Source organism: Rhizobium sp. BR 315 (assembly GCF_050577975.1).
Classification (GTDB): Bacteria; Pseudomonadota; Alphaproteobacteria; order Rhizobiales; family Rhizobiaceae; genus Rhizobium; species Rhizobium miluonense.
The window spans coordinates 89,800-111,146 of sequence record NZ_JARWKZ010000005.1; the positions used below are offsets into that span (position 1 = coordinate 89,800).

Consider the following 21,347-nt stretch of genomic DNA (forward strand, 5'->3'; position numbering starts at 1 on the left):
AAAAAGCACCCCTTTCCGCACGTCGTCAGCGGTTGTTCAGTCTGTCGAGTTGCCCCGCCAGCAGGCCGCCGCCTTCCCGATCTGCCGCCATCTTTCGATAGAGCCCGGCCATGCCTTTGAATATCAAAGCTGCCGGATCGTCGTCGCCGAGGAATTCGGAAATCTCCTCCATCTCGGCAACCCAGCGATAGGCCTTCGGATACATGTCGGGGATAGCATTCACCAGTTTCGCATCGAGATCCGGCAAGCTTTCCTGCAATTCGCGTTTCAGAGCCTCGTCCGCCCCCGAACGGATCGCGGCGAGCAGCATGGCCGTGCCGAGACCGGTCACGCCCTTGTTGATGCCGGCATAGCACATTTTCAATGCGGACGCCGCGCCGATCGGCCCATCGATGCGGCGCACCTGAAGACCGTGCTCGGCCAGCACGGCACTGCTGTCGGCCGCATCGCCGCTGACATAGAGTTTGGGCCCCTTCTGACCGGTCTTCGGCGGCCCGCCGATGATGGAGCCATCGAGAACAACGCCGCGATCGCTGCCGAAGATCGACGCGACCTGCATCATCGTCTGCGGCGAAATCGCATTGCAGTCGATGAAGGTCGTCTTCGTGCCGTGTCGGCATATCGCAGCAGCGACCTGCTCGGCGACGGCAATGGCGTTGGCGGGCGGAACGATGGAAAGGATCAGGCCTGCGCCGGCGATGGCATCGAGACCGACGGCTTCCATGCCCGCAATCTTCGCCCGTTCGATCGTCGCCGCTGAACGACCTTCGAGATAGGTCAGCACCCTCGCACCGTTCTCGGCCAAACGCCGCGCAATGGCGCTGCCCATGGCGCCAGCTCCGATGACTGCGATATCCACGGCCGCTCTCCTTCTCCGCACAAGGACGGCAGCAGCATAGCGGCTATCGCCCAACCGAACGAGTGGAATGCCACGCGGTAACACGAAGTTTAGCGTCGAGTTGCAGAGCCCGTCCGCCTGGCGGCTCATCCGCCAACACGACCCCGTGGACGCACCTCACGCGTTGCGAAGCACCAGGACGGCGTAGATGCACAAATCCCCGCTTTCATTCCTGAAGACGCAATCCGTCGGCGGGCCGAGCTCGAGACAATCGCCGACAGCCATCAGGTGCTTGGCATCCCCTTCGAGAAAGGTCAGTTGCCCGTCCAGTACCCAGATGAGTTGCCGCATGAAGGTGTAAGCCGATGCAGGCATGGGAACTTCCGCGCCCGCAGGCAACTCGATGCGAACGAGATCCAATGGCAGATCGGACTTCGGGGAGACGTGCCGTCGCTCGTAACCCGTTTGCGGATCGACCCAGACGGGCTGCTCTTCCTTCCTCAGGAATCGGCCCTGCTGCATCTCCGCGCGCGCCATCAGGGTCGACATGCTGAGACTGAAGGCACCGGAAAGCTTGCCGAGCAGCGTCGCCGTCGGGCTGCTCTCGCCGCGCTCGATCTTGTGGATCATGGCACGGGAAACAGCCGAGCGTTCCGCCAGCTCCGTCAACGACCAGCCGCGACTCTCACGTTCCAAGCGAATGCGTGCGCCGATGCGCCTATCGATATCATCAGGTTGCGACATCGGTACACTATAGTAGACAATCACAGGAATGACAATCAAAGCCAGCGGCCTTCGAATGATCGCCTCATGCAATGTTCAAGAGCACGGAGAACAGGCTGAATGTCTGCCAAAGGAAGTCGCCATCCATTGAAATAGGCTAAGTTTCATCAAAATCACCAGTGATGCCAGCTGCCGGCGCCGCTGTTAGCTTGCTGGATTTTTGTAATAATATAGTGGACAGATGTTGAAATCGGTGTATGACAGCATGGACCGATAGGATAGGCGTCCATCCAATTTAGTGGATGGCCGATGGAGCCGCCGATGCAAATTCGCGATGCGAGAGATGAAGATCTCGCGGGAATAACCGCGATCTACAATGATGCAGTCGCCAATACCGCCGCGATCTGGAACGAGACGCAGGTCGACATTGGCAATCGCCGGCTATGGCTGCAGGATCGGCACAAGCTGGGCTATCCGGTACTGGTGGCGACCGACGACCATGGCGACGTAATCGGTTATGCCTCCTTCGGCGACTGGCGCGCCTTCGACGGCTATCGGCACACGGTGGAACACTCCGTCTATGTCCGCAATGATCAATATCGAGGCGGCATCGGCAAGGCGCTGATGATCGAGCTGATCGAGCGCGCCCGGGCGATCGGAAAACATGCGATGGTCGCCGGCATCGAAGCTGGTAACAAGGCCTCGATCCGGCTGCACGAAAAGCTCGGCTTCCAGCAGGTCGGCCTTCTGCCGCAGGTCGGCACGAAGTTCGGGCGATGGCTCGATCTGGCCTTCCTGCAACTGCTGCTCGATGAGCGCACGGACCCCGACAACAAGCCGACGGCGTAAGGGCGCGAGCACCATGCCGATCACGGTGGCAACACTCATTCTCGCCGGCATATCGCTCGTTTTGCAGAACGCATTGATGGTGCGGATCACCCAGTCGGTGTCGACCGTGCTGATCACACTTGTCATCAACTCTTCAGTCGGTCTGACGGCGCTGCTCCTGATCCTGATTTCGCGCAATGGTCTTGCCGGACTTACGGAAGCAGCCGGTGCCATTCGACCATGGGCACTGCTGCCGGGCCTACTGGGCTCTTTCTTCGTCTTCGCTGGCATTATGGGATATCAGCGCCTTGGCGCAGCCCCCACCATAGCTGTCCTTGTCGCCAGCCAGCTCCTGGCCGGGCTTGCATTTGACGCCGCCATCTCCGAACAGAAAGTGGCCGGCTTCAGCACATGGCAGCTTGTCGGCGCGCTACTGCTCGTGACTGGCGCCGTGCTCGTCGCAGGCCGAAACGCCTAAACCGCGACTTCGGCCGCTATCGCAGCATGCGGCTCGTAGCCGGTGATCTCGAAATCCTCGATGCGATAGTCGTCGATGCTGTCAGGCCGGCGAAGCAGACGCAATGTCGGGAATGCCCGCGGCTCGCGGCTGAGCTGTTCGCGGATCGCATCGAGATGGTTGAGATAGAGGTGCACGTCACCGCCCGACCAGACCAGCTCCCCAACATCCATATCGACCTGTTGCGCGACCATGGCCAGCAATGCCGCCTGCTGGCAGATATTGAAGGGGTTCCCGAGGAACAGATCGCACGAGCGCTGGAAAACCATCAGGCTGAGACGCGGACGCCGGCCTTCCGCGCCGGATATGTTCGACACATGGAACTGATAGACCATATGGCAGGGATGCAGCGCCATATCGGCCAGTTCACCGACGTTCCAGGCATGGAAAATCATGCGGCGGCTGCTGGGATTGGTTTTCAGATCCTTGATGACCGAGGCAAGCTGATCATGCACCCTACCCTCGGCATCGCGCCACTGCCGCCACTGCTTGCCGTAGACCGGGCCGAGATCGCCCCATTGCAGGGCAAAAGCCTCATCGTCCAGAATCCGCTTCTCGAAGCCAAGCTGATCAATATCCTCTCCGGTCGCTTTGCGATATTTGGCGAGCGGCCAATCGGTCCAGATGCGCACGTTCACCTTGAGAAGATTTCGGATGTTCGTGTCACCGGTCAGGAACCAGAGCATTTCCTTGACGGCGAGCTTCCAGTAGACCCGCTTGGTCGTGAAGATCGGGAACTGCCCCTTCGAGAGATCGAAGCGCATCATGGCGCCGAGGCCGCTCAAGGTGCCGACGCCGGTCCGGTCGATGCGGCGATCACCATGCTCGAGCAGGTGCTCCATCAGGTCGAGATATTGATACTCCGGGTGACGAGCCATCTTCTGCTCCGAAATCGCTTGAAATTCTCTGGACAGCGCGAATACCGCAAACGGCCAGTTGCCGCCGCGTGCCCGGCCGATTCCTTTTCCGCGATTTTAATGACAAGCCGGCGCGAAACCAACCGTGGCGCGGAGTAATTCAGGCAAATCTCGCTTCGCACGCCGCAAACCGATGTTTCGGCAAAGCATTTATGACAATTGCCCTTCCCTTCGCCCGCGGAAAACACTATATCACCCTTGCCGGTCTTCGGGCCGGCTATGGCGATAAATGAGCGGTGTAATAAACCTATTGGACCCGGGGGCGGTACCCGGCGCCTCCACCAAAAACCGGCCGGCACGACGGCGACAGACCGGCTTTTGATGGGGGCGAAACAGGATCGACAAGGGTGTAAAGATCGACTTTTCGCTCGGCATTGTACCGCCGTTATCGGGCTAAAATTGTAGTTGCAAACGACAACTATGCGGAAGCTCGTCTCGCTGCTTAATCGCGGTGTGACACTTCAAATAAAGTCCTAAGGGGTCGCACTCTTAGGCGGGGTTCGAAGGCACCTGGCAACAGAAGCCTTCACCTTATCCTCCATTGCTATATTATAGTAAGACTGAGCGATGACTCGCGCACGGGGCTTTCCCCTTGGCGTCGAGCGTGGCATAAGCCTTAGAAAAAGCATGGGCTAACGAAAGACAGGAAAGTATGGCGCAGGATCATATCCGCTACGATATTTTGGCACAGGACGCCCTGCGTGGAGTCATACGTAAGGTGTTGACCGAAGTCGGCGCCACCGGCCGCCTGCCGGGGGACCATCATTTCTTCATTACCTTCCTCACGGGTGCTCCCGGTGTGCGCATCTCGCAGCACCTGAAGTCGAAGTATCCGGAACAGATGACCATCGTCATCCAGCATCAATTCTGGGATCTCAAAGTCACGGAAAGCCTGTTCGAGATCGGCCTCTCCTTCTCCGACGTTCCTGAAAAGCTGGTGATCCCCTTCAACGCCGTCCGAGGCTTCTATGACCCCTCCGTCAACTTCGAGCTTGAGTTCGACGTACCGTTAGCCGACGACGAGGAAATCACCTCCGGCGAGATCACCGCCTATCCGGTTCCGGCCGAAGGCGCTGAGGAGCAGGCGACTGCCGCCAAGGACGGCGAGGAGAAGAAGCCCGGGTCGGTGGTTTCCCTCGACGCATTCCGCAAGAAGCAATAGGCATATCAAGGGAAGCATCCGCTTCCCCTTTCTACATGGAAAAGGGAACAGACCGATGAGCGCGGAAGTCGTCAATCTGCGTCAGTTTCGCAAAACCAAGGCCCGCTCTGAAAAGGAAAAGCAGGCCGAACAGAACCGTATCACCTTCGGCCGCACCAAGACGGAAAAGAACCTGACGAAGGCGCTCAACGATAAGGCGACGAAAGCCCACAAGGCCGGACATATCGAGACGCCGAAGTCAGACGAATGATTGCAGTGCCTGCATAAAAAACTTCCGAAATCAGTTGCTTACTCCTGCATTTTGAATCATTTTCAGAAGCGCCCCATCTTTTCCGATTTTGATCGACCCTCCGATGATCCGTAAACATTCCGCGACGCTGCATGGCCATCGCACGAGCTTTTCCCTTGAGGACGCCTTCTGGACAGAACTGAAGGCAATCGCCAGCGCACGCGGCATCTCGCTAGCTGCGTTGATCTCCGAAATCGACGATGGACGCGAGGCCGGCAGCAACCTCTCTTCCGCGCTCCGCCTGTATGTGCTCAAGTGGCTGAAGGACCGCAACTAGAGCAATTCCAGGAAAAGTGCGCAGCGGTTTTCCGTCCGAAACTGCGTAAAAACAATAAGTTAAAGCGACTCTCAGATTCCGTGAAAAACTGAACCGCTCTAGGTCGGTTGCAGCAAAGCCCAAAACGGGCTTCCGCCCGGAGTGGCGCGAGACAACAACATCGCGCGCTGACGCTCCGTCTAAAAAGCCGGAGACCGTTCAAAAAGCTGCGCGTCGCTTCTCAGTCGCGATCGACGCCGCTCCAACATGGCGCGGCAAAGACGGGCGCTACTGGGCGATCCCAGGTAGCTCATTGAAATTCAAGGGAGGCGTGGTTTTCGGCGCCTGTCCGATGGATGCTGGCGGTTGCTGAGTTTCGGCTTTGGCGCGTGCTTCGGCGGCAGCCTTGACCTTCGCTTCCTCCTCCACCTGCTTGGCCTTGGCCTCTTCTTCCGCCTGCTTCCGCGCAGCAGCCTCCCGGGCTAGATCGCGCAGCCGCTCTTCCTCGGCGCGCCGCTGTTGCTCGATGGCGGCATCACGCTGGCGTTGAGCCTCGCGCGCCACAGCCACGTACTTGTAAAGCGCCACCTCGCGCCGGAGCCGCTGCTTCTCGAGCACATTGGCTTGCAGGCGTTCGACGCGCCGACGTTCGCGCTCGAATGCACGCACGGAGAGGAAGCTGGTGATGTCGGTGACATCCATCGTCCGGCCCGGTGTTGCAAGCGGCCCGGCAAAATCGAGGCGCAGTGCCGGCTCCGCGCCGCTTTGCGCTTCGCTTCCGGGTTTAAAAGCAATGCCGAGCGACCCGCGCATGCGCTCGTCAGGCAGGCTGATTTCGGCATTGCCGGAAAGCTTCGCAACACCGTTGCTGGCAACGATGTTGGTCGCGCGCGCCACGCCGCTAGAAATATTGAACGGTATGCTGGTCGCCGACAGCACCGCCTCGCCGTTATTGAGCAGCGTCTGCACGATCGGCAAGACCTTGTCGGCGGTGATCTCGCCCTGAATCTGGTCCGTCGCCGACAGCAATGGCGGCAGGATGGAGAGGTTGAGGCCGCGCACATGAGTCTCGCCAAGCTTGATCTCGCCCGAGCCGCTGGCGTTCGCGGCAAGCTCGGCAATGCTCTTGCCGCTCGCTTCGACATTTATGCCCAGGCCAAAGCGACCGCTGGCAAGCGCAGCGCCGTCGCGCTGCCAAGCAACTGTGGCAAGGTCCGCATTGACCAGGTTGAGCTTCGTCTGCAGCAACCCCGTACCGTCGGAATTGGCAAACATCAGGCTGCCGTTCACGGTGCCGCCGTTCCAGCCGCCGGCCAGATCGTTCAGCCGGAGTTCTTCACCCTTGTAGGCGACATTGCCGGTGAAATTCGACACGGGACCGAAGATACCGGGCCACACCTGCTTTGCAGAAAGCTTGACGCCAATATCGAGCCCAGTGAAGGCAGGCAATCCGAGTTTGTCCTTGGACAGGTTGCCGGTTTTCGCATCCGCCATCGGCCCATAGATCGCCTCGGCCAGCCAGTCGAGATCCACCTTGTCCAGTGTCAGTTCGCCGGTCGCCTTGACGTTCCGCGCCTTTCTGTCGAACGTCAGCGTACCCGACACATTGTTGTCGGCAAGCAGACCCTTCATGCCGGAGAATGCGATCTTGTCGGTGCTCAGGGCCGCATTCGCCTGGAACTTGACCGGCAAGCCGGCGCCCATCTGCGGAATGCCGATGCCGTTCATCACGAAATAGGGGTCCAGATCCGCACTTTCCAGCGACAAGGCAATATTGCCGTTGAGGAAGCTGTCGGGGCGCACATCGACCTTGCCGTTTGCGGTGAACGAGGTCTTGTCGGTGGCAAAAGTCAGCGCCGCATCGGCCGGATCGGTGCCACTGGCGGAGACTTTCAGCGTCAGGCGGCCATTGGCATCGGCTTCGACCGGCAGCGGGTCGAGGCCCGCCTGGCCGAAGAGGATCGACGTAATGGAATTCTCGAGCGTTCCTTCCAGCGTTGTGGTGCCTTTGCCGGTAAAAGCCGAAAGGTCGGACATGCGATAGTCGAAATTGACACGGCTGCCGTTGGACACGCCGGCGAGCGTTACCGTCAAAGCATTGTCCTGATCACCGCCGAGCGTCACCGCACCGCGAAGCGCCGTATTTCCATACCAAGCGGCATTGCGCACCAGCCGATCCATCACAGGATGATGCGGCAGATGCTGGCGCAGCATTTCGAAGAACGGGCCGGGATCAGCCGCCTTGAAGGTGATTTCGCCCGAGCCCTTGTAGTCCGACGGAGAACCGCCTGCGCGCCCGGTCGCGGTGATCTCCGCACCGGCGACGTTACGGACAGCGAGTTTGTCGAGCGTCAGCGAGCCATCCGCAAGTGAGAACGAGCTGTCGACATTATCGGCCGGCACACCGAAGGCGACGAACTTCCCGGCTTGCAGATGCGCCGTGATCCGGTGATCGAACAGGGACTCGTCACTATTCTGACCAGTCAACAGGCCCGTCAGCGCCCTCAGCGCATCGAGATCAAGCGCATCGCCCGCCAGATCGACGGCGAGCTTCGGTTGGGTCTTGTCGTTCGGTGCCTGGCGCTCGAGCCTACCCTTGAGCGTGGCCGAACCGATTGCGATTTCCAGATTTTCGAAACGCTGCTGATCGTGGCGCAGGCTGACATCGGCGGAAAAGCCAGCCTGCCGCAGCTGGCGAATCGACGGATCGACGGACCCCACCAGCCAGGAAGCCAATCCGGAAGGCTGGTTCGACGCGACGACCAGATTGCCGATGAAATTCGGCTCGCCCTGCAGCATCAGATTGCCGCGTGCTTCGACCTGCGTCCTGCCCGGCAGCATGCCGATCGCATGATCGATCTTCCATCCTGTTCCCGCCGGCTCCAGATCGAGCTGGACGTCGCGGATGGTCGTGTCGCCGGCAACGATCGCCGGCAGACGGAACGTGGCCTTGCCGGGCACCTGCGGCACCGGAATCTCGGCAGCGATCGCAATCAGGTTGTTCAAGCGCTGACGTGCCGATACCACAGGGTTTCGGTTGGTCTTGCCATTGGCGCCCTTGCTGTTGCCGAGACGGTTGACGTCGATCTGCTGGCCATCGGCGGTCAGCAGAAACTCCGGCTTGGAGCCGGTATCCAGCGTCGCTTCGCCGGTGACGACGTAGGGATCGTCATCGGCACCGACTTCGAGACGATATTCAGGAACGCGAATACGATCATTCGTCAGTTCGAAGCGGCCCTTGATACGGGGCTGCGCCTTCTGGTCGGAGGAATTGCGCGACTGCTTGTCGTTGACCCCTGCCGTGAAGGAACCCATGTAGTCGGGCTTGCTGTCGACCAGCTTCAGCTCGCCATCGAGATCGACATTGAGTGGATGACGATCGGGCATCAGCCGCGTGCGAACGCGCAGGACACCATTGTCATCCGGCTGACTGCTGGAAACCGTGAAGTTGCCGTGCTCGCCATCAAGCGCCGCGTCGCCCTCTATGCGCCACGGGCCGGCCAGCGACCTCGCGGACATTTCGGCATTGAGGTCGGTTACACGCCGGGTACGGCCGGACTGTTCGTCGACGAAGACGATATCGCCCTCCTCAACATGCACGCTTTCGAGCACCACTGATTTTGCGGGGATCTCGGGCAGGCTGCCGCGCATCCAGTCCAGCGTGCCGTCCTTGAGCAGCCTCAGGCGCACCTTCGGCTTCGACACGCGCATGTCGAAGATTAGCGCCTCGCCGGAAAGGAAGGGCGCAAGCTCGGCATCCATGGAGAATTCGGCAATCTGTACCAGCGGCGTTCCATCCGCCTCCTGGCCGACGCGGACATCATGCAGGGTCACAGACGGAAAAGGCAGAAGGCGGGCACCGACTGTGCCGTGGACGGTCACCTTTTTACCGATGATGCGGCTCGCCTGATCCTCGAAATTCTTGCGAAAATCGGTCCAGTCTATGAAGAGCGGAGCAAGCAGTGCCACGAACAGCACCACCACAAGCAATCCACCCAGAAAAACCAGGACCCTACCCAACAACGCGCACCGTCTCCAATCTTCATTCCATATAAACGATAAATCTTAATCTATCGGAGCACATACACCACATCGCCCCGGATACGCACGTCTCTATTACGTCTTGTTCGAAAATCGCATCATTTTCGAGGCCTGCAGCGTGATCCGGCGCATCCTCGCCGCTTTCCGTGACATAAGTTGGGAAAGCGGCTGCAGCCTAGCGCCATTCGCGCGCGTAGCAAGCCAAGATCATGGGAACGCTCCGCTTTTCAATGAGGGCGGAATATCTTTCCGGGATTGAAGATGGCATCGGGATCGAGGGCTTCCTTGACCTGCCGCATGACATCGACGGCATTGCCGAGTTCCTGCTCGAGAAACGCCATCTTGCCCTGCCCTATCCCATGTTCGCCCGTGCAGGTGCCATCCATGGCCAACGCACGCGCATTGAGGCGGGCCACGAAATCCTCGACCACGGCGATCCCTTCCGGGGTCTTGTCGTCGAACAGGACAAGCACATGGAAATTGCCGTCGCCGGCATGGCCGACGATCGGCGCCAGCAGACCGTGCGCCTCGATATCGGCCTGGGTCTCCGCGACGCATTCGGCAAGCCGCGAGATCGGCACGCAGACGTCGGTCGACAGGGCAGCCAGCCCCGGCGCCAGCGCCCGGCACGCCCAATAGGCATCATGACGCGCCTTCCAGAGCTTGTTGCGCTCCTCTGCGTTATCAGTCCAGAGAAACTCGCCGCCACCGCATTCGGCCGCGATCCCGGCGAACTGCTCCGATTGCAGCGCAACCGTCTCTTCCGTGCCATGGAATTCGAGGAAGAGCGTCGGCTTCTCGTCGTATGTCAGGCCGGAATAGCTGTTAGAGGCCCGCATCTGCACGGCATCAAGCAGCTCGATGCGCGCAACCGGAATGCCCATCTGGATCGTCATGATGACGGCGTCGCATGCTGCCTTGATATCCGGAAAGGCACAAGCGCCGCCGGCGATCTTCTGGGGGATGCCCTGCAGACGCAGTGTGATCGACGTCAGCACTCCAAGCGTGCCTTCGGCGCCGACGAAAAGACGGGTCAGATCGTAGCCGGCCGAGGATTTCCTGGCGCGGCGGGCGGTGCGGATTTCCTTGCCGTCGGCGGTCACGACCGTCAGCGCCAGCACATTGTCCTTCATCGTGCCGTAGCGCACGGCATTGGTGCCGGAGGCGCGCGTCGACGCCATGCCGCCGATCGACGCATTGGCGCCCGGATCGATCGGAAAGAACAATCCGGTGTCGCGCAGATAGATGTTGAGCTGCTCGCGGGTAACGCCGGGCTCAACCGTGCAATCCAGATCTTCGGCGTTAACTTCGAGAACGCGGTTCATCCGGCTGAAATCGATGGAAATGCCGCCTTGCGGCGCATTCACCTGCCCCTCAAGCGAAGACCCAGTACCGAAGGGGGTGACGGGAACCTTATGTTCGGCACAAGCCTTGACGACAGCTTGCACGTCTTCGCTCGTTTCGGCGAAAACGACACCATCGGGAAGCTGCGGCGGGATATAGGTGGTTGTATGGGCGTGCTGCGCGCGAAAGCTCTCGCCGGTCTGGAGACGCTCGCCGAAGGCCTGTTTCAGAACGCCGAGAACGGCGGCTATCCCCGCCTCGTTGCGTGTTCCCACCTTCGCATCAGCCAGCACCATAGTCCGAATCTCCCACTACGATTATCGAAGGGCGTTAACCCTTTTATCGGTTCTATGGGACATCGGCGCGGCGCTGTCCAGTCATGAAAAAAGTGAGCTCGGCTCAGCCCTTGCCGCCGCATGGACGGCAAGTTCGGGCGGCCTCGCCTCACGCCGTGAAGTCCTCAGCCGCGCACTCCCACACCGCGCACCATGCTGCTCCATGCGCCGGGCGCAATGCCGAAGGCTTTCTTGAAATGTCGGGTCAAATGGCTCTGATCGGCAAATCCTGTTGCTGCGGCGATTTGGGCGATCGGTTCACCTTTTGCGATCAGCGCCTTTGCCTGCTGCAGCCTGCGCATCAGCAGGAAACGGTGCGGACTTGTGGCAAAGGCAGCGCGGAAATGCCGCGAAAGCGCAAAACGATCGAGGCCGGTGATGCGCTCCAGTTCCTGGGAGTTCACCCCACGCATGACATGCGCTTCGAGATAGTCGCGGGCGGCCTTTACCTGACCCCAGGCGATGCTGCCCAATGGCCTCTGCGGCAGGCGCGCATGCTGCACGAGACCATCGGCCAAACGGGAAACGAAATCGTCGACGAAGAGGTCATCCAGCTCGCGATCAAGTTCGCCGAGCGCTGCCAGCAACAGACCGGCGAGCCGGTCATCCTTCACGACGGGGTCACCGACGAAAGGCAGGCCGACGCGCGCTACCTGCAAGCATTGAAACAGCACTGAAGGTTCCAGATACAGCATGCGGTAGACCAGCCCGTCGTCGGTCGCCGCCCCACCGTCATGCAACTCGTCCGGATGAAGAATGATCACCCTGCCCGGCAGGCTGTAGCGCTGTTCGCCTCGATAGCGGAATGTCTGCACGCCGCGCATGGTAACGCCAAGCGCATAGGTATCGTGCCGATGCAGATCGAATGCATCGCCTCGAAACTGCGCCTGGATGCGCTCGATGCCGGGATAGGCCGGCGCTGACAGGATGTGGTTGGCATCGGGCGTCACGCACAAACGTTCAAGACCCTCGAAGATCTGTCCGGCTACATCGTCGTGCAATGTCCCATTTCCAGACTGCATGAAAGTGACCATCGATGTTCGATACCAAAATCGCGATCGTTCTGCGAAACGACCTTCAATCCTGGCAAAAGCTGAATGTAACTGCCTTCCTGACAAGCGGCATTGCCGGACAATATCCAGAAGTCATCGGTGAATCCTATCGCGATCGCGCCGGCAACGTCTACAACGCATTGTCGATCCAGCCGATCATCGTCCTTTCGGCCAATCAAGACAATATCGCTACCATCCATCGCCGTTCACTGGAGCGCGGCGTCACCTCCTCGCTCTTCATCGAGGAAATGTTCTCGACGGGCCATGACGAGGCCAATCGCGCCGTCTTTTCCCAATTCTCTCCCGAGGATGCCAAGGTTGTCGGCATCGCCGTCCGTGCAGAGAAGAAGATCGTCGACAAGATCACCAAGGGCGCGACGATGCACGCATGACGGAAGCACACAACGAAAAACGGCCGGGTCGCATAACCCGGCCGTTTTTCTATGATGCCAGTAATCCGATCAGCTCTGGGTGATCGGGGCGATCTGGATTTCGACGCGACGATTCTGGGCGCGGCCAGCCTCGTTTACGTTGGACGCAACAGGCTGCGACGGACCGAAGCCAATGGCGGACATGCGGCGCTGGTCGATGCCCTGGCTGCCAAGGTAGGAGGCAACAGAACCGGCGCGGCGCTCGGACAGATCCTGGTTATGCTGCAGGCTGCCGGTCGAATCCGTATGGCCGTTGACGTCGATCAGCGTACGGTTGAACTTGCGCAGGACGATGGCGACCGAATTGAGGGTTGCGAAGAACTCTGGCTTGATCGCGTCCTGGTCGATGTCAAAGGTGATCGCCGACGGCATGTTGAGGATAATGCGGTCGCCGGCGCGGGTAACCGAAACCCCGGTGCCCTGCAGCTGCGCGCGCAGCTCGGACTCCTGCTGGTCCATATAGTTACCGATGCCGGCGCCTGCGAGTGCCCCGACGCCAGCGCCGATCAGCGCGGCATTGCGGCGCGAGGCCGGCGAATGACCGATGAGGAGACCAGCAACCGCGCCGACGCCGGCACCGAGTGCCGCACCGCCCGCCGTGTTGGATATTTTCTGCTCGCCCGTATAGGGGTCAGTCGTGGTGCACGCGTTCAAAAAGGCTGCCGCTAGGGCAAGAATGGCAATTTTCTTGATCATAGAATCGTCGCTCTCCGGTTCGATGGCCGAAGCAGATATGAAACATTACGGCAAGATGATGAAGTGAAATTTTAGTCCGTCGATTGTCCCCTGCGCATAGCGCACAGGCGCGACCTCCGCTGCAACCGATTGCCGCCCGCGATCCGCGGGGCCGACATCGGCCCCGTCTCGCCCAATCAGCGACCCCAGCTAGCGATCACAAATTGCGGAAGAGCTGCAGCGTCGTATTGTAGCTTGAATTGGCGATCGAGAGCCCTTGAAGTCCGAGTTGTACCTGGGCCTGCAGCGCCATTACCCTGCTCGACTGCTGCTCCATGTTGGCGTCCACGAGCTTGCCGACGCCGGTTGTCAGGGAATCGTTGAGATTCTTGGCGAACTCGGTCTGGAGGCTGATACGGGACTCCAGCGAGCCGAAGGCGGATCCGATGGTGTTGAGCTGCTGCAACATCGCCGTCACGGTATTGACCATATCAGTAATCGCCCCCCGCGTCGTATTCGCGTCGAGCGAAACTTCGACCTGGCCGCTCGTGTTGCCACTCTTGCTGCTGAGCAATACATAGTTTTTGGCAGACCCGGCCGCAGTCGCGAAGGCCGGAGAGGTCAGTACGCCATGTCCGCCCGAACCACTCGATTGGTCGTCGATCAGATATCGCGCATCCGCCGGGACGACGGAGCCGCTGGTAGACGTCACACCTTCGTAATTCAGCATGCCGATCGAGACGGTTCCATTGGCGTTGCGGATGAAGGAACCGGGAACCTGATGCGGTTTCGTCGGGTCGACGCCGTCGCGCAATACGGTCCAGTTAACACCATTGAAGGTTGCCGATTCCCCGATGCTGCGTAGCTGCTCTTTGAGCTGGGTGATCTCATCATTGAGCTTCGTCTTGTCGACACTTGTCTCATAGGCGCTGACGAGCTTCGATCGTATCTGCGTCACGACGCTGACCGCGCTCTCGACACCCGTGGACGCGGTATTGACGGTGGACGCAGCAAGGCCGAGCGCATCCTGCACCGCCGAAATCGCGCCGATGTCAGTGCGCGTTGAAGTAGAAATTTTCCAGTAGGTGGCGTCATCCTTGACCGTCTGCACCCGCAGACCGGACGACATTTGCCGCTCCGCATTAACCAACTTGGCCTGGGTGTCTTTTAACACTTCCAGTGCTGTATTCACGGAGGGACTGACCCTGATGAAGGTCGAAAAAATACTCACAGCACACGAACTCCGAACGCAACAATACGCAACAAATACTAGGAAACATTGCAACCTTGCCGCGGGCGCTCATGCGCGCGGGCCGATCGTGTCGGCGAACGGGGAGCCTGGCAAAAACAACACCTGAGCTCCGGCGGTTACATGCCGCTATGATTAGCAAACACACTTAATAAAGTGCTAAGCCACACACATGATTTACCATAAATAAGCGTAAAACCTGCAGCGAGCGCAACTCACCCGTGCTGGCTTCATCCCGCTGCACGAAGGCTGGCAAGCTTCGTGCGCAACGCTGCGTCCGACATTTCCTGGTGCAGTCGTTGCTCCTCATGTGCATGACGCTGACCAGCGGCACCAGACCGATCTGGCTGCAAAGGCGGCACAGGTAAAGCCGAGCGGCACCGTCAATATGATGATGAGCGACGACAGTAAGCTTTGGAACTGTGCAGCCAGGTGGCACCAGCCTGCTTCTCACCCTTGTCGCCCTGCTAGGTGCAAGGACCGCCACCGCGGTTTCCGGAACGCCGGCACCCCGCAGGAGGCCAGCGTATTCGAATTCGGGTCGGCAGCGATGTAACGCAAGATTGTGCGCGATTTACTGCAGTATCGTTTTTTTGAACATGTGCGGCAAGATTTGCCGCAAATCATGACAGAGTTGTAATCTTGATGGGGACAACGAGGCGTTTTATTCACAGCTCCATACGCTGTTTCGAGCGGGGAAATCAGCCTTCTGACGCCGCCGTAAGCCTGTGAATGTGCACTTTTTGTTCTAGTTTCGGCCCGTTTCTTTTGCCTTTCGGGGTAGAATCATTACATTGGGCCGCATGACCATCGGACATGACGACATTCCTTTCTTTGACGAGGAGCCGGAACATCTGGCACCGCGCCGTCCTGCGCCGGCCGCCGGTAGCGGTGGCGGCGGCATTGCCGCCCGCGCCATGGCAGCGCGCGACAGCGGCCGCCGGCCGGATTATCTCTCGGGCCTCAATCCCGAGCAAGCGGAAGCGGTCGAGACGCTGGACGGCCCCGTTCTGGTGCTTGCAGGTGCCGGCACCGGCAAGACGCGCGTGCTCACGACCCGCATCGCCCATATCCTGTCCACCAACCGCGCCTTCCCCAGCCAGATCCTTGCGGTGACCTTCACCAATAAGGCGGCGCGCGAGATGAAGGAACGTATCGCGCTGCTCGTTGGCGGTGCGGTCGAAGGCATGCCCTGGCTCGGCACCTTCCACTCGATCGGCGTCAAGCTGTTGCGCCGTCATGCCGAGCTGGTCGGGCTCACCTCGAGCTTCACCATTCTCGATACGGACGATGTCATCCGCCTGATCAAGCAGTTGATCCAGGCTGAAGGGCTGGACGACAAGCGCTGGCCGGCCAAGCAGTTCGCCGGCATGATCGACACGTGGAAGAACAAGGGTCTCAGCCCGGCCGATATTCCGGAGGGCGACGCCCGCGCCTTTGCCAACGGCAAGGGCCGCGAGCTCTATGCCGCCTATCAGAACCGTCTGAAGACGCTGAACGCCTGCGATTTCGGCGACCTTTTGCTGCATCCGATCAATATGTTCCGGCGGAACCCGGACATCCTGAAGGATTACCACCAGCGCTTCCGCTACATCCTGGTCGACGAGTATCAGGACACCAACACGGCGCAATATATGTGGCTTCGCCTCCTGGCGCAGCGACCGAAGGGTGAGCTGCAGAATGTCTGCTGCGTCGGTGACGACGACCAGTCGATCTACGGTTGGCGCGGCGCCGAGGTGGACAATATCCTGCGCTTCGAAAAGGATTTTCCCGGCGCCAAGGTGATCAAGCTGGAGCGCAACTACCGCTCCACCGAGCATATTCTCGGAGCTGCCGCGCATCTGATCGCCCATAATGAGGGCCGGCTCGGAAAGACGCTGTTCACCGACCGCTCCGATCCGGACGACATCAAGGTGCAGGTGCACGCCTCCTGGGATTCCGAGGAAGAAGCCCGCGCCATCGGCGAAGAGATCGAGCAGCTTCAGCGCAACAAGCACAATCTCAACGACATCGCCATCCTCGTGCGTGCCTCCTTCCAGATGCGCGAGTTCGAAGACCGTTTCGTCACGCTTGGCTTGAACTATCGCGTCGTTGGCGGCCCGCGCTTCTACGAGCGTCTCGAAATCCGCGATGCCATGGCCTATTTCCGCCTCGTCTGCCAGCCGGCCGACGACCTTGCCTTCGAGCGCATCGTCAACACGCCGAAGCGCGGCCTCGGCGACACCACCGTGCGCACCCTGCACGATTATGCCCGTGTCCGAGATATCCCGATGCTGGCGGCAGCGGCCGATATCATCGAAACGGACGAGATGAAGCCGAAGGCGCGCAAGGCGCTGTTCGACGTCGTGCAATCCTTCCGCCGCTGGCAGGGCCTGCTCGAAAATACGCCGCATACAGAGCTTGCCGAACAGATCCTCGAAGAGTCCGGCTATACGGACATGTGGAAGAACGACAAATCGGCGGAAGCGCCGGGACGCCTGGAAAACCTCAAGGAACTCATCCGCTCCATGGATAGTTTCGAATCCATGCGCGGCTTCCTCGAGCACGTCGCCCTCGTCATGGATGCCGAACAGAACGAAAACCTCGATGCCGTCTCGATCATGACGCTGCACTCCGCCAAGGGTCTGGAATTCGAGACCGTGTTCCTGCCCGGCTGGGAGGAAGGCCTGTTTCCGCACCAGCGCTCGCTCGACGAAAGCGGCCGCGCCGGCCTCGAGGAAGAGCGCCGCCTCGCCTATGTCGGCATCACCCGCGCCAAGCGCCGCTGCCACATCTGGTTCGTCTCCAACCGCCGCATCCACGGCCTTTGGCAGTCCACCATCCCTTCCCGCTTCCTCGACGAACTGCCGGAAACGCATGTTCAGGTCGCCGAAGTCGAGCAGTCCTATGGTGGGTATGGCCGCGGCGGTTACGGCCAGTCCCGCTTCGACAAGGCCGATCCCTTCGCCAATTCCTATTCCACGCCGGGCTGGAAACGCGCGCAGGCAAACCGCAACGATGCAACGCGCGACAACTGGGGCAGTCGCTCCGGCCACGCCGTGGAACGCATCGGCTATGGCGAAAGCGGCCCGAAGGTGCGCACGATCGATGGCGAACTGGTGGCCAAATCCACCTCCTCCGAACCCTCCAAATTCATGGTCGGCGACCGCGTCTTTCACATCAAATTCGGCAACGGCAATGTTTCGGGGATCGAGGGCAACAAGCTGACGATCGAATTCGACCGCGCGGGACAGAAGCGCGTGCTGGATGGGTTTGTGGAGAGGGTTTGATTGGGTTAGGTCTTCTGGTTTGGAACCAGGGGCGCCGCATCAATATTCGGCGTGAGGACGGGACCCGCCGTAGGCTTCGAATATCGCCACCCCCTCCGTCATCCTCGGGCTTGACCCGAGGATCCACGTGCAGGCACACCTCTCGAATATGTATGCCCTCTTGGAGCCATCAGTACTGGGCGGATGGCCGCAGAAACCGCCATCATTGTCACACGCAACAAGGCTTGTGCTTGGATCCTCGGATCAAGCCCGAGGATGACGAAGTGCGGGCATGCTGCGGTGGCAAACGAGAACACTAATCTCTATCATCCACATGTCGTCCGCAAGCCCGTATACCATCCGCAATCTTGCCTCTTGACGCCCGTCATCTCTATGCGCATCCTACACGCATGGGTGGATATACCTACATCATCACCAACCACAAACGAGGCACTTTGTACATCGGCGTCACAGCCGACCTTGAACGCCGCATCTACGAGCATCGTGAGGCTCTGACACCCGGATTCGCTTGGAAATATGGATGCACCCGGCTCGTCTGGTATGAAGATCACGCAGACATTGTTTCGGCCATACAGCGAGAAAAGTCTCTGAAACGCTGGTATCGCCAATGGAAGATCGAGCTGATTGAGAAAGCAAATCCCGATTGGCGTGATTTATATTATGAGCTGTGGTGAGACTTCACGCGCTCCCAGCACCTGCGCATCCCGATCCTTGAGCCAAAGCCCAAATTCTTTGACCACGGCCACCACCTTCTCCAGGCGGGAGCCATCTTCCGTCAGCGAATATTCGACCCTCACGGGAATCGTCGGATAGACCCTGCGATTGATAAGACCCGCCTCCTCCAGCGCGCGCAAATCGAGCGTTAGCATCCTTTGCGAAATCCCCGGCATCAGCCGCCGCAACTCGTTGAAGCGCTGTGGCCCATCGACCAGATAAGACACGATCAGCAGTCGCCAGCGTCCTCCCAGCAAATGCATCGCCTCCTCGACGGAGCATCCGGTCACGGTCTTTTTCATGGTGCACACCTCATGTGCCTGGCGGTATAATTTTTATACCTAGATGTCAAAATTTTCCGTTCTTACTATTCCATACCAAGCGGACTACATGGTTCAGCGACAGTCTTTCCAAGCGAAAGCTGACACCGGAAAACACCATGGAGACCCCAGTGAAACTCTACTATCTACCCGCAAGCTGCTCGCTCTCGCCCCATATCGTCATCAATGAACTTGGCCTCGAGGTCGAGCTGATCAAGGTCGATCACACCACTCACAAGACCGAAACTGGGCTGGATTTCCATGACATCAATCCGCACGGCTATGTCCCTGTTCTTGAGCTCGAAGATGGCAACTTTCTGCGGGAGGGGCCGGCTATCGTCCAATATCTGGCAGACCTGAAACCCGAAGCCCGGTTGGCCGCCGCCGCCGGCACGATGGAGCGCTACAAGCTGCAGGAAATGCTCGGTTTCCTGTCGACGGAAATCCACAAGGGCTTCATTCCTCTTCTCTATGCGCGGTTGGCGGGAAACTATGTCGAGACCGTGAGGCCGAAGCTCGAAAAACGATTTCAATGGATCGACGCGCACCTCGCTGACCGTCCCTTTTTGATGGGCGATCATTTTACCGTTGCCGATGCCTATCTGTTTGCGCTGACGGGATGGGGCCAGGCCACATGGCTCAAGTCCTATTACAAAGCCAGGATCCACTTCGATGAACTCGATCATCTCAAGGCCTGGTATGCCCGCGTGAGACAACGCGATACCGTGCGGAAATCTATCGCCGAAGAGGGATTGACCTTCGACTGATAGCGAGATGCTTCCCGTCGGCACTGGAAATGACGGGGAGCATGATCTCAGCTCAGAACTTGCGGGCTCCCGCATTGCTGCATTGCAAAATCGGCATCGCTAGCACGCTACCAATATAGGTCTAATCGATTATATCGGTTTTAGCGGCTTCGGGGTTCCGCGTCTCCCGTGGCACCTCGGTAAGCCGCTGCCAGTTCGTATTTCGGCCCATTCCGGCTCAAATATCGGAGCCTGGCAACAACAAGAACCGAGGATAAAAAAGTGGCTGGATCAGCAACAAGCTCTGCGCCCACCAGCGTCCGTGCATCCGCACATCAAGGCCAGGGCAACTACCAATTCGCGCTTATCGCACTCACCTCACTCTTTTTCATGTGGGGGTTCATCACCTGCCTGAACGACATTCTGGTGCCACACCTGAAGAGCGTCTTTCAGCTCAATTACACCCAGTCGATGCTCGTCCAGCTCTGCTTTTTCGGCGCTTATTTCATCGTGTCGCTGCCGGCCGGAGCGCTTGTGAAGCGCATCACCTACAAGTGGGGCATCGTCGTCGGCCTCTCGATCGCGGCGGTCGGCTGCGCGCTGTTTATCCCGGCCGCAAGCTATCGCGTCTATACCCTTTTCCTCGGCGCGCTCTTCGTGCTCGCAACTGGCATCACGATCCTGCAGGTCGCAGCAAACCCCTATGTCACCGTATTGGGACCGCCTGATACGGCCGCCAGCCGCCTCAACCTGACGCAAGCTTTCAACTCCCTCGGCACGACGATTGCGCCGCTCTTCGGCGCCATGCTGATCCTGTCCGCCGCCACCGTCGCGGCCACCAATGCTACCCCTGAGCAGCTCGATGCCATGCGGCTTGCCGAGGCCGGCGCGGTAAAGCTTCCCTACCTGCTTCTTGCCGCGGCCTTCCTTGTACTCGCCGCCGTCTTTGCGGCGCTGAAGCTTCCCGAGGTCGAAGACGAGGAAACCGTCGAGCCGATGCGCGGCGGCGGTTCGGCCTGGCAATATCGCCATCTCGTGCTCGGTGCCATCGGCATCTTTCTTTATGTCGGCGCCGAGGTCAGCGTCGGCAGCTTCCTCGTCAATTTCCTCAGCCAGCCTGACATAGCCCATCTCTCCGAGGCCGATGCCGCCCATTATGTCTCCTACTTTTGGGGCGGCGCCATGATCGGTCGCTTCGTCGGCTCGCTGATCATGCGCCAGATCGACGACGGTAAGGCGCTCGCTTTCAACGCTGCTATCGTCATCATCCTGCTAGTTGTAACCGTGCTCACCACGGGCCATGTCGCCATGTGGTCGGTGCTGGCAATCGGCCTGTTCAACTCCATCATGTTCCCGACGATCTTCAGCCTGGCGCTGCATGGCCTCGGCAAATATACGAGCCAGGGCTCGGGTATCCTGTGCCTCGCCATCGTCGGCGGCGCCGTCCTGCCGATCATCCAGGGCAGCCTTGCCGATACCGTCGGCATCCACCTCGCTTTCCTGATGCCGATCATCTGCTACGTCTATATCGCCTTCTATGGCCTCAAGGGCCATAAGCCCGCGTAAGCCTTCGCCAACCATTGCGCCTCGCCGCTTCGATCGGCGGGGCGCAAGGGGCTTGATCCGAAGCGTGCCGCTTGG

General features: G+C 59.6%; 19 protein-coding genes and 1 other RNA gene. 11 read left to right on the forward strand and 9 right to left on the reverse strand.

Going from position 1 to position 21,347, the window contains the following annotated elements:
• Positions 1 to 25: 25 nt before the first annotated feature.
• The gene (locus QD409_RS08190; RefSeq protein ID WP_430762390.1) at positions 26 to 859 is read right to left on the reverse strand and encodes a DUF1932 domain-containing protein; all 834 of its coding nucleotides are present in this window, start codon (positions 857 to 859) and stop codon (positions 26 to 28) included.
• A 156-nt stretch (positions 860 to 1,015) separates the two neighbouring features.
• Complete coding sequence (locus QD409_RS08195; protein ID WP_092853336.1) at positions 1,016 to 1,582, reverse strand: helix-turn-helix domain-containing protein; 567 nt, start codon at positions 1,580 to 1,582, stop codon at positions 1,016 to 1,018.
• 300 nt (positions 1,583 to 1,882) lie between these two features.
• On the opposite strand from QD409_RS08195, the gene QD409_RS08200 reads away from it, so the two are divergent.
• The gene (locus tag QD409_RS08200) at positions 1,883 to 2,410 is read left to right on the forward strand and encodes a GNAT family N-acetyltransferase (RefSeq protein ID WP_092853334.1); all 528 of its coding nucleotides are present in this window, start codon (positions 1,883 to 1,885) and stop codon (positions 2,408 to 2,410) included.
• 13 nt (positions 2,411 to 2,423) lie between these two features.
• The gene (locus tag QD409_RS08205; RefSeq protein WP_092853312.1) at positions 2,424 to 2,867 is read left to right on the forward strand and encodes a DMT family transporter; all 444 of its coding nucleotides are present in this window, start codon (positions 2,424 to 2,426) and stop codon (positions 2,865 to 2,867) included.
• Here QD409_RS08205 and thyA read toward each other — a convergent pair.
• A complete protein-coding gene (gene thyA, locus QD409_RS08210) occupies positions 2,864 to 3,784 on the reverse strand; it encodes a thymidylate synthase (protein WP_430762391.1) in 921 nt (306 codons plus the stop codon). The two genes, QD409_RS08205 and thyA, sit on opposite strands and share 4 nt — an antisense overlap.
• Before the next feature lie 200 nt (positions 3,785 to 3,984).
• Here thyA and ssrA point away from each other — a divergent pair.
• From ssrA to QD409_RS08230, 4 genes are all read left to right on the forward strand, one after another.
• Positions 3,985 to 4,354, forward strand: a transfer-messenger RNA (tmRNA) gene (gene ssrA / locus QD409_RS08215).
• 121 nt (positions 4,355 to 4,475) lie between these two features.
• Positions 4,476 to 4,985, forward strand: coding sequence for an SspB family protein (locus QD409_RS08220; RefSeq protein ID WP_092853308.1), 510 nt, complete (start codon positions 4,476 to 4,478; stop codon positions 4,983 to 4,985).
• Positions 4,986 to 5,040: 55 nt separating this feature from the next.
• Positions 5,041 to 5,235, forward strand: a complete 195-nt coding sequence (locus QD409_RS08225) for a DUF4169 family protein (RefSeq protein ID WP_037151034.1) — start codon at positions 5,041 to 5,043, stop codon at positions 5,233 to 5,235.
• Between the two features lie 103 nt (positions 5,236 to 5,338).
• Entirely contained in the window at positions 5,339 to 5,551 is a 213-nt protein-coding gene (locus QD409_RS08230) for a ribbon-helix-helix domain-containing protein (protein ID WP_092853332.1), read from the forward strand.
• 267 nt (positions 5,552 to 5,818) lie between these two features.
• On the opposite strand, the gene QD409_RS08235 is transcribed toward QD409_RS08230, so the two are convergent.
• The 3 genes from QD409_RS08235 to QD409_RS08245 form a co-directional block, all read right to left on the reverse strand.
• Positions 5,819 to 9,553 (reverse strand): AsmA family protein, encoded by a 3,735-nt coding sequence (locus QD409_RS08235; RefSeq protein ID WP_430762392.1) that lies wholly within the window; start codon positions 9,551 to 9,553, stop codon positions 5,819 to 5,821.
• A 245-nt stretch (positions 9,554 to 9,798) separates the two neighbouring features.
• Positions 9,799 to 11,211: an FAD-binding oxidoreductase gene (locus tag QD409_RS08240; RefSeq protein ID WP_092853304.1), complete on the reverse strand. Its 1,413-nt coding sequence runs from the start codon at positions 11,209 to 11,211 to the stop codon at positions 9,799 to 9,801.
• A gap of 164 nt (positions 11,212 to 11,375) precedes the next feature.
• Positions 11,376 to 12,272, reverse strand: coding sequence for an AraC family transcriptional regulator (locus QD409_RS08245; protein WP_430762393.1), 897 nt, complete (start codon positions 12,270 to 12,272; stop codon positions 11,376 to 11,378).
• A 14-nt stretch (positions 12,273 to 12,286) separates the two neighbouring features.
• Here QD409_RS08245 and QD409_RS08250 point away from each other — a divergent pair, with 14 nt between their 5' ends.
• On the forward strand, positions 12,287 to 12,694 hold the full coding sequence (locus tag QD409_RS08250) for a DUF2000 family protein (RefSeq protein WP_092853300.1): 408 nt from the start codon (positions 12,287 to 12,289) through the stop codon (positions 12,692 to 12,694).
• Between the two features lie 69 nt (positions 12,695 to 12,763).
• On the opposite strand, the gene QD409_RS08255 is transcribed toward QD409_RS08250, so the two are convergent.
• Together QD409_RS08255 and QD409_RS08260 are read right to left on the reverse strand one after the other, a co-directional pair.
• Positions 12,764 to 13,429, reverse strand: a complete 666-nt coding sequence (locus QD409_RS08255; RefSeq protein WP_430762394.1) for an OmpA family protein — start codon at positions 13,427 to 13,429, stop codon at positions 12,764 to 12,766.
• Positions 13,430 to 13,625: 196 nt separating this feature from the next.
• Positions 13,626 to 14,639, reverse strand: coding sequence for a flagellin (locus QD409_RS08260; protein ID WP_430762395.1), 1,014 nt, complete (start codon positions 14,637 to 14,639; stop codon positions 13,626 to 13,628).
• A gap of 821 nt (positions 14,640 to 15,460) precedes the next feature.
• Here QD409_RS08260 and QD409_RS08265 point away from each other — a divergent pair.
• Together QD409_RS08265 and QD409_RS08270 are read left to right on the forward strand one after the other, a co-directional pair.
• Positions 15,461 to 17,926 carry an ATP-dependent helicase gene (locus QD409_RS08265; RefSeq protein WP_092853330.1) on the forward strand — a complete coding sequence of 822 codons (2,466 nt, stop codon included), beginning with the start codon at positions 15,461 to 15,463 and terminating at the stop codon, positions 17,924 to 17,926.
• Positions 17,927 to 18,315: 389 nt separating this feature from the next.
• Positions 18,316 to 18,600: a GIY-YIG nuclease family protein gene (locus QD409_RS08270; protein ID WP_092853294.1), complete on the forward strand. Its 285-nt coding sequence runs from the start codon at positions 18,316 to 18,318 to the stop codon at positions 18,598 to 18,600.
• On the opposite strand, the gene QD409_RS08275 is transcribed toward QD409_RS08270, so the two are convergent.
• Complete coding sequence (locus tag QD409_RS08275; protein WP_430762396.1) at positions 18,580 to 18,942, reverse strand: winged helix-turn-helix transcriptional regulator; 363 nt, start codon at positions 18,940 to 18,942, stop codon at positions 18,580 to 18,582. The genes QD409_RS08270 and QD409_RS08275 overlap by 21 nt on opposite strands.
• A gap of 149 nt (positions 18,943 to 19,091) precedes the next feature.
• On the opposite strand from QD409_RS08275, the gene gstA reads away from it, so the two are divergent.
• Positions 19,092 to 19,727 carry a glutathione transferase GstA gene (gene gstA, locus QD409_RS08280; protein ID WP_092853328.1) on the forward strand — a complete coding sequence of 212 codons (636 nt, stop codon included), beginning with the start codon at positions 19,092 to 19,094 and terminating at the stop codon, positions 19,725 to 19,727.
• A 261-nt stretch (positions 19,728 to 19,988) separates the two neighbouring features.
• A complete protein-coding gene (locus QD409_RS08285; RefSeq protein ID WP_430762397.1) occupies positions 19,989 to 21,272 on the forward strand; it encodes a sugar MFS transporter in 1,284 nt (427 codons plus the stop codon).
• Positions 21,273 to 21,347 lie beyond the last annotated feature (75 nt).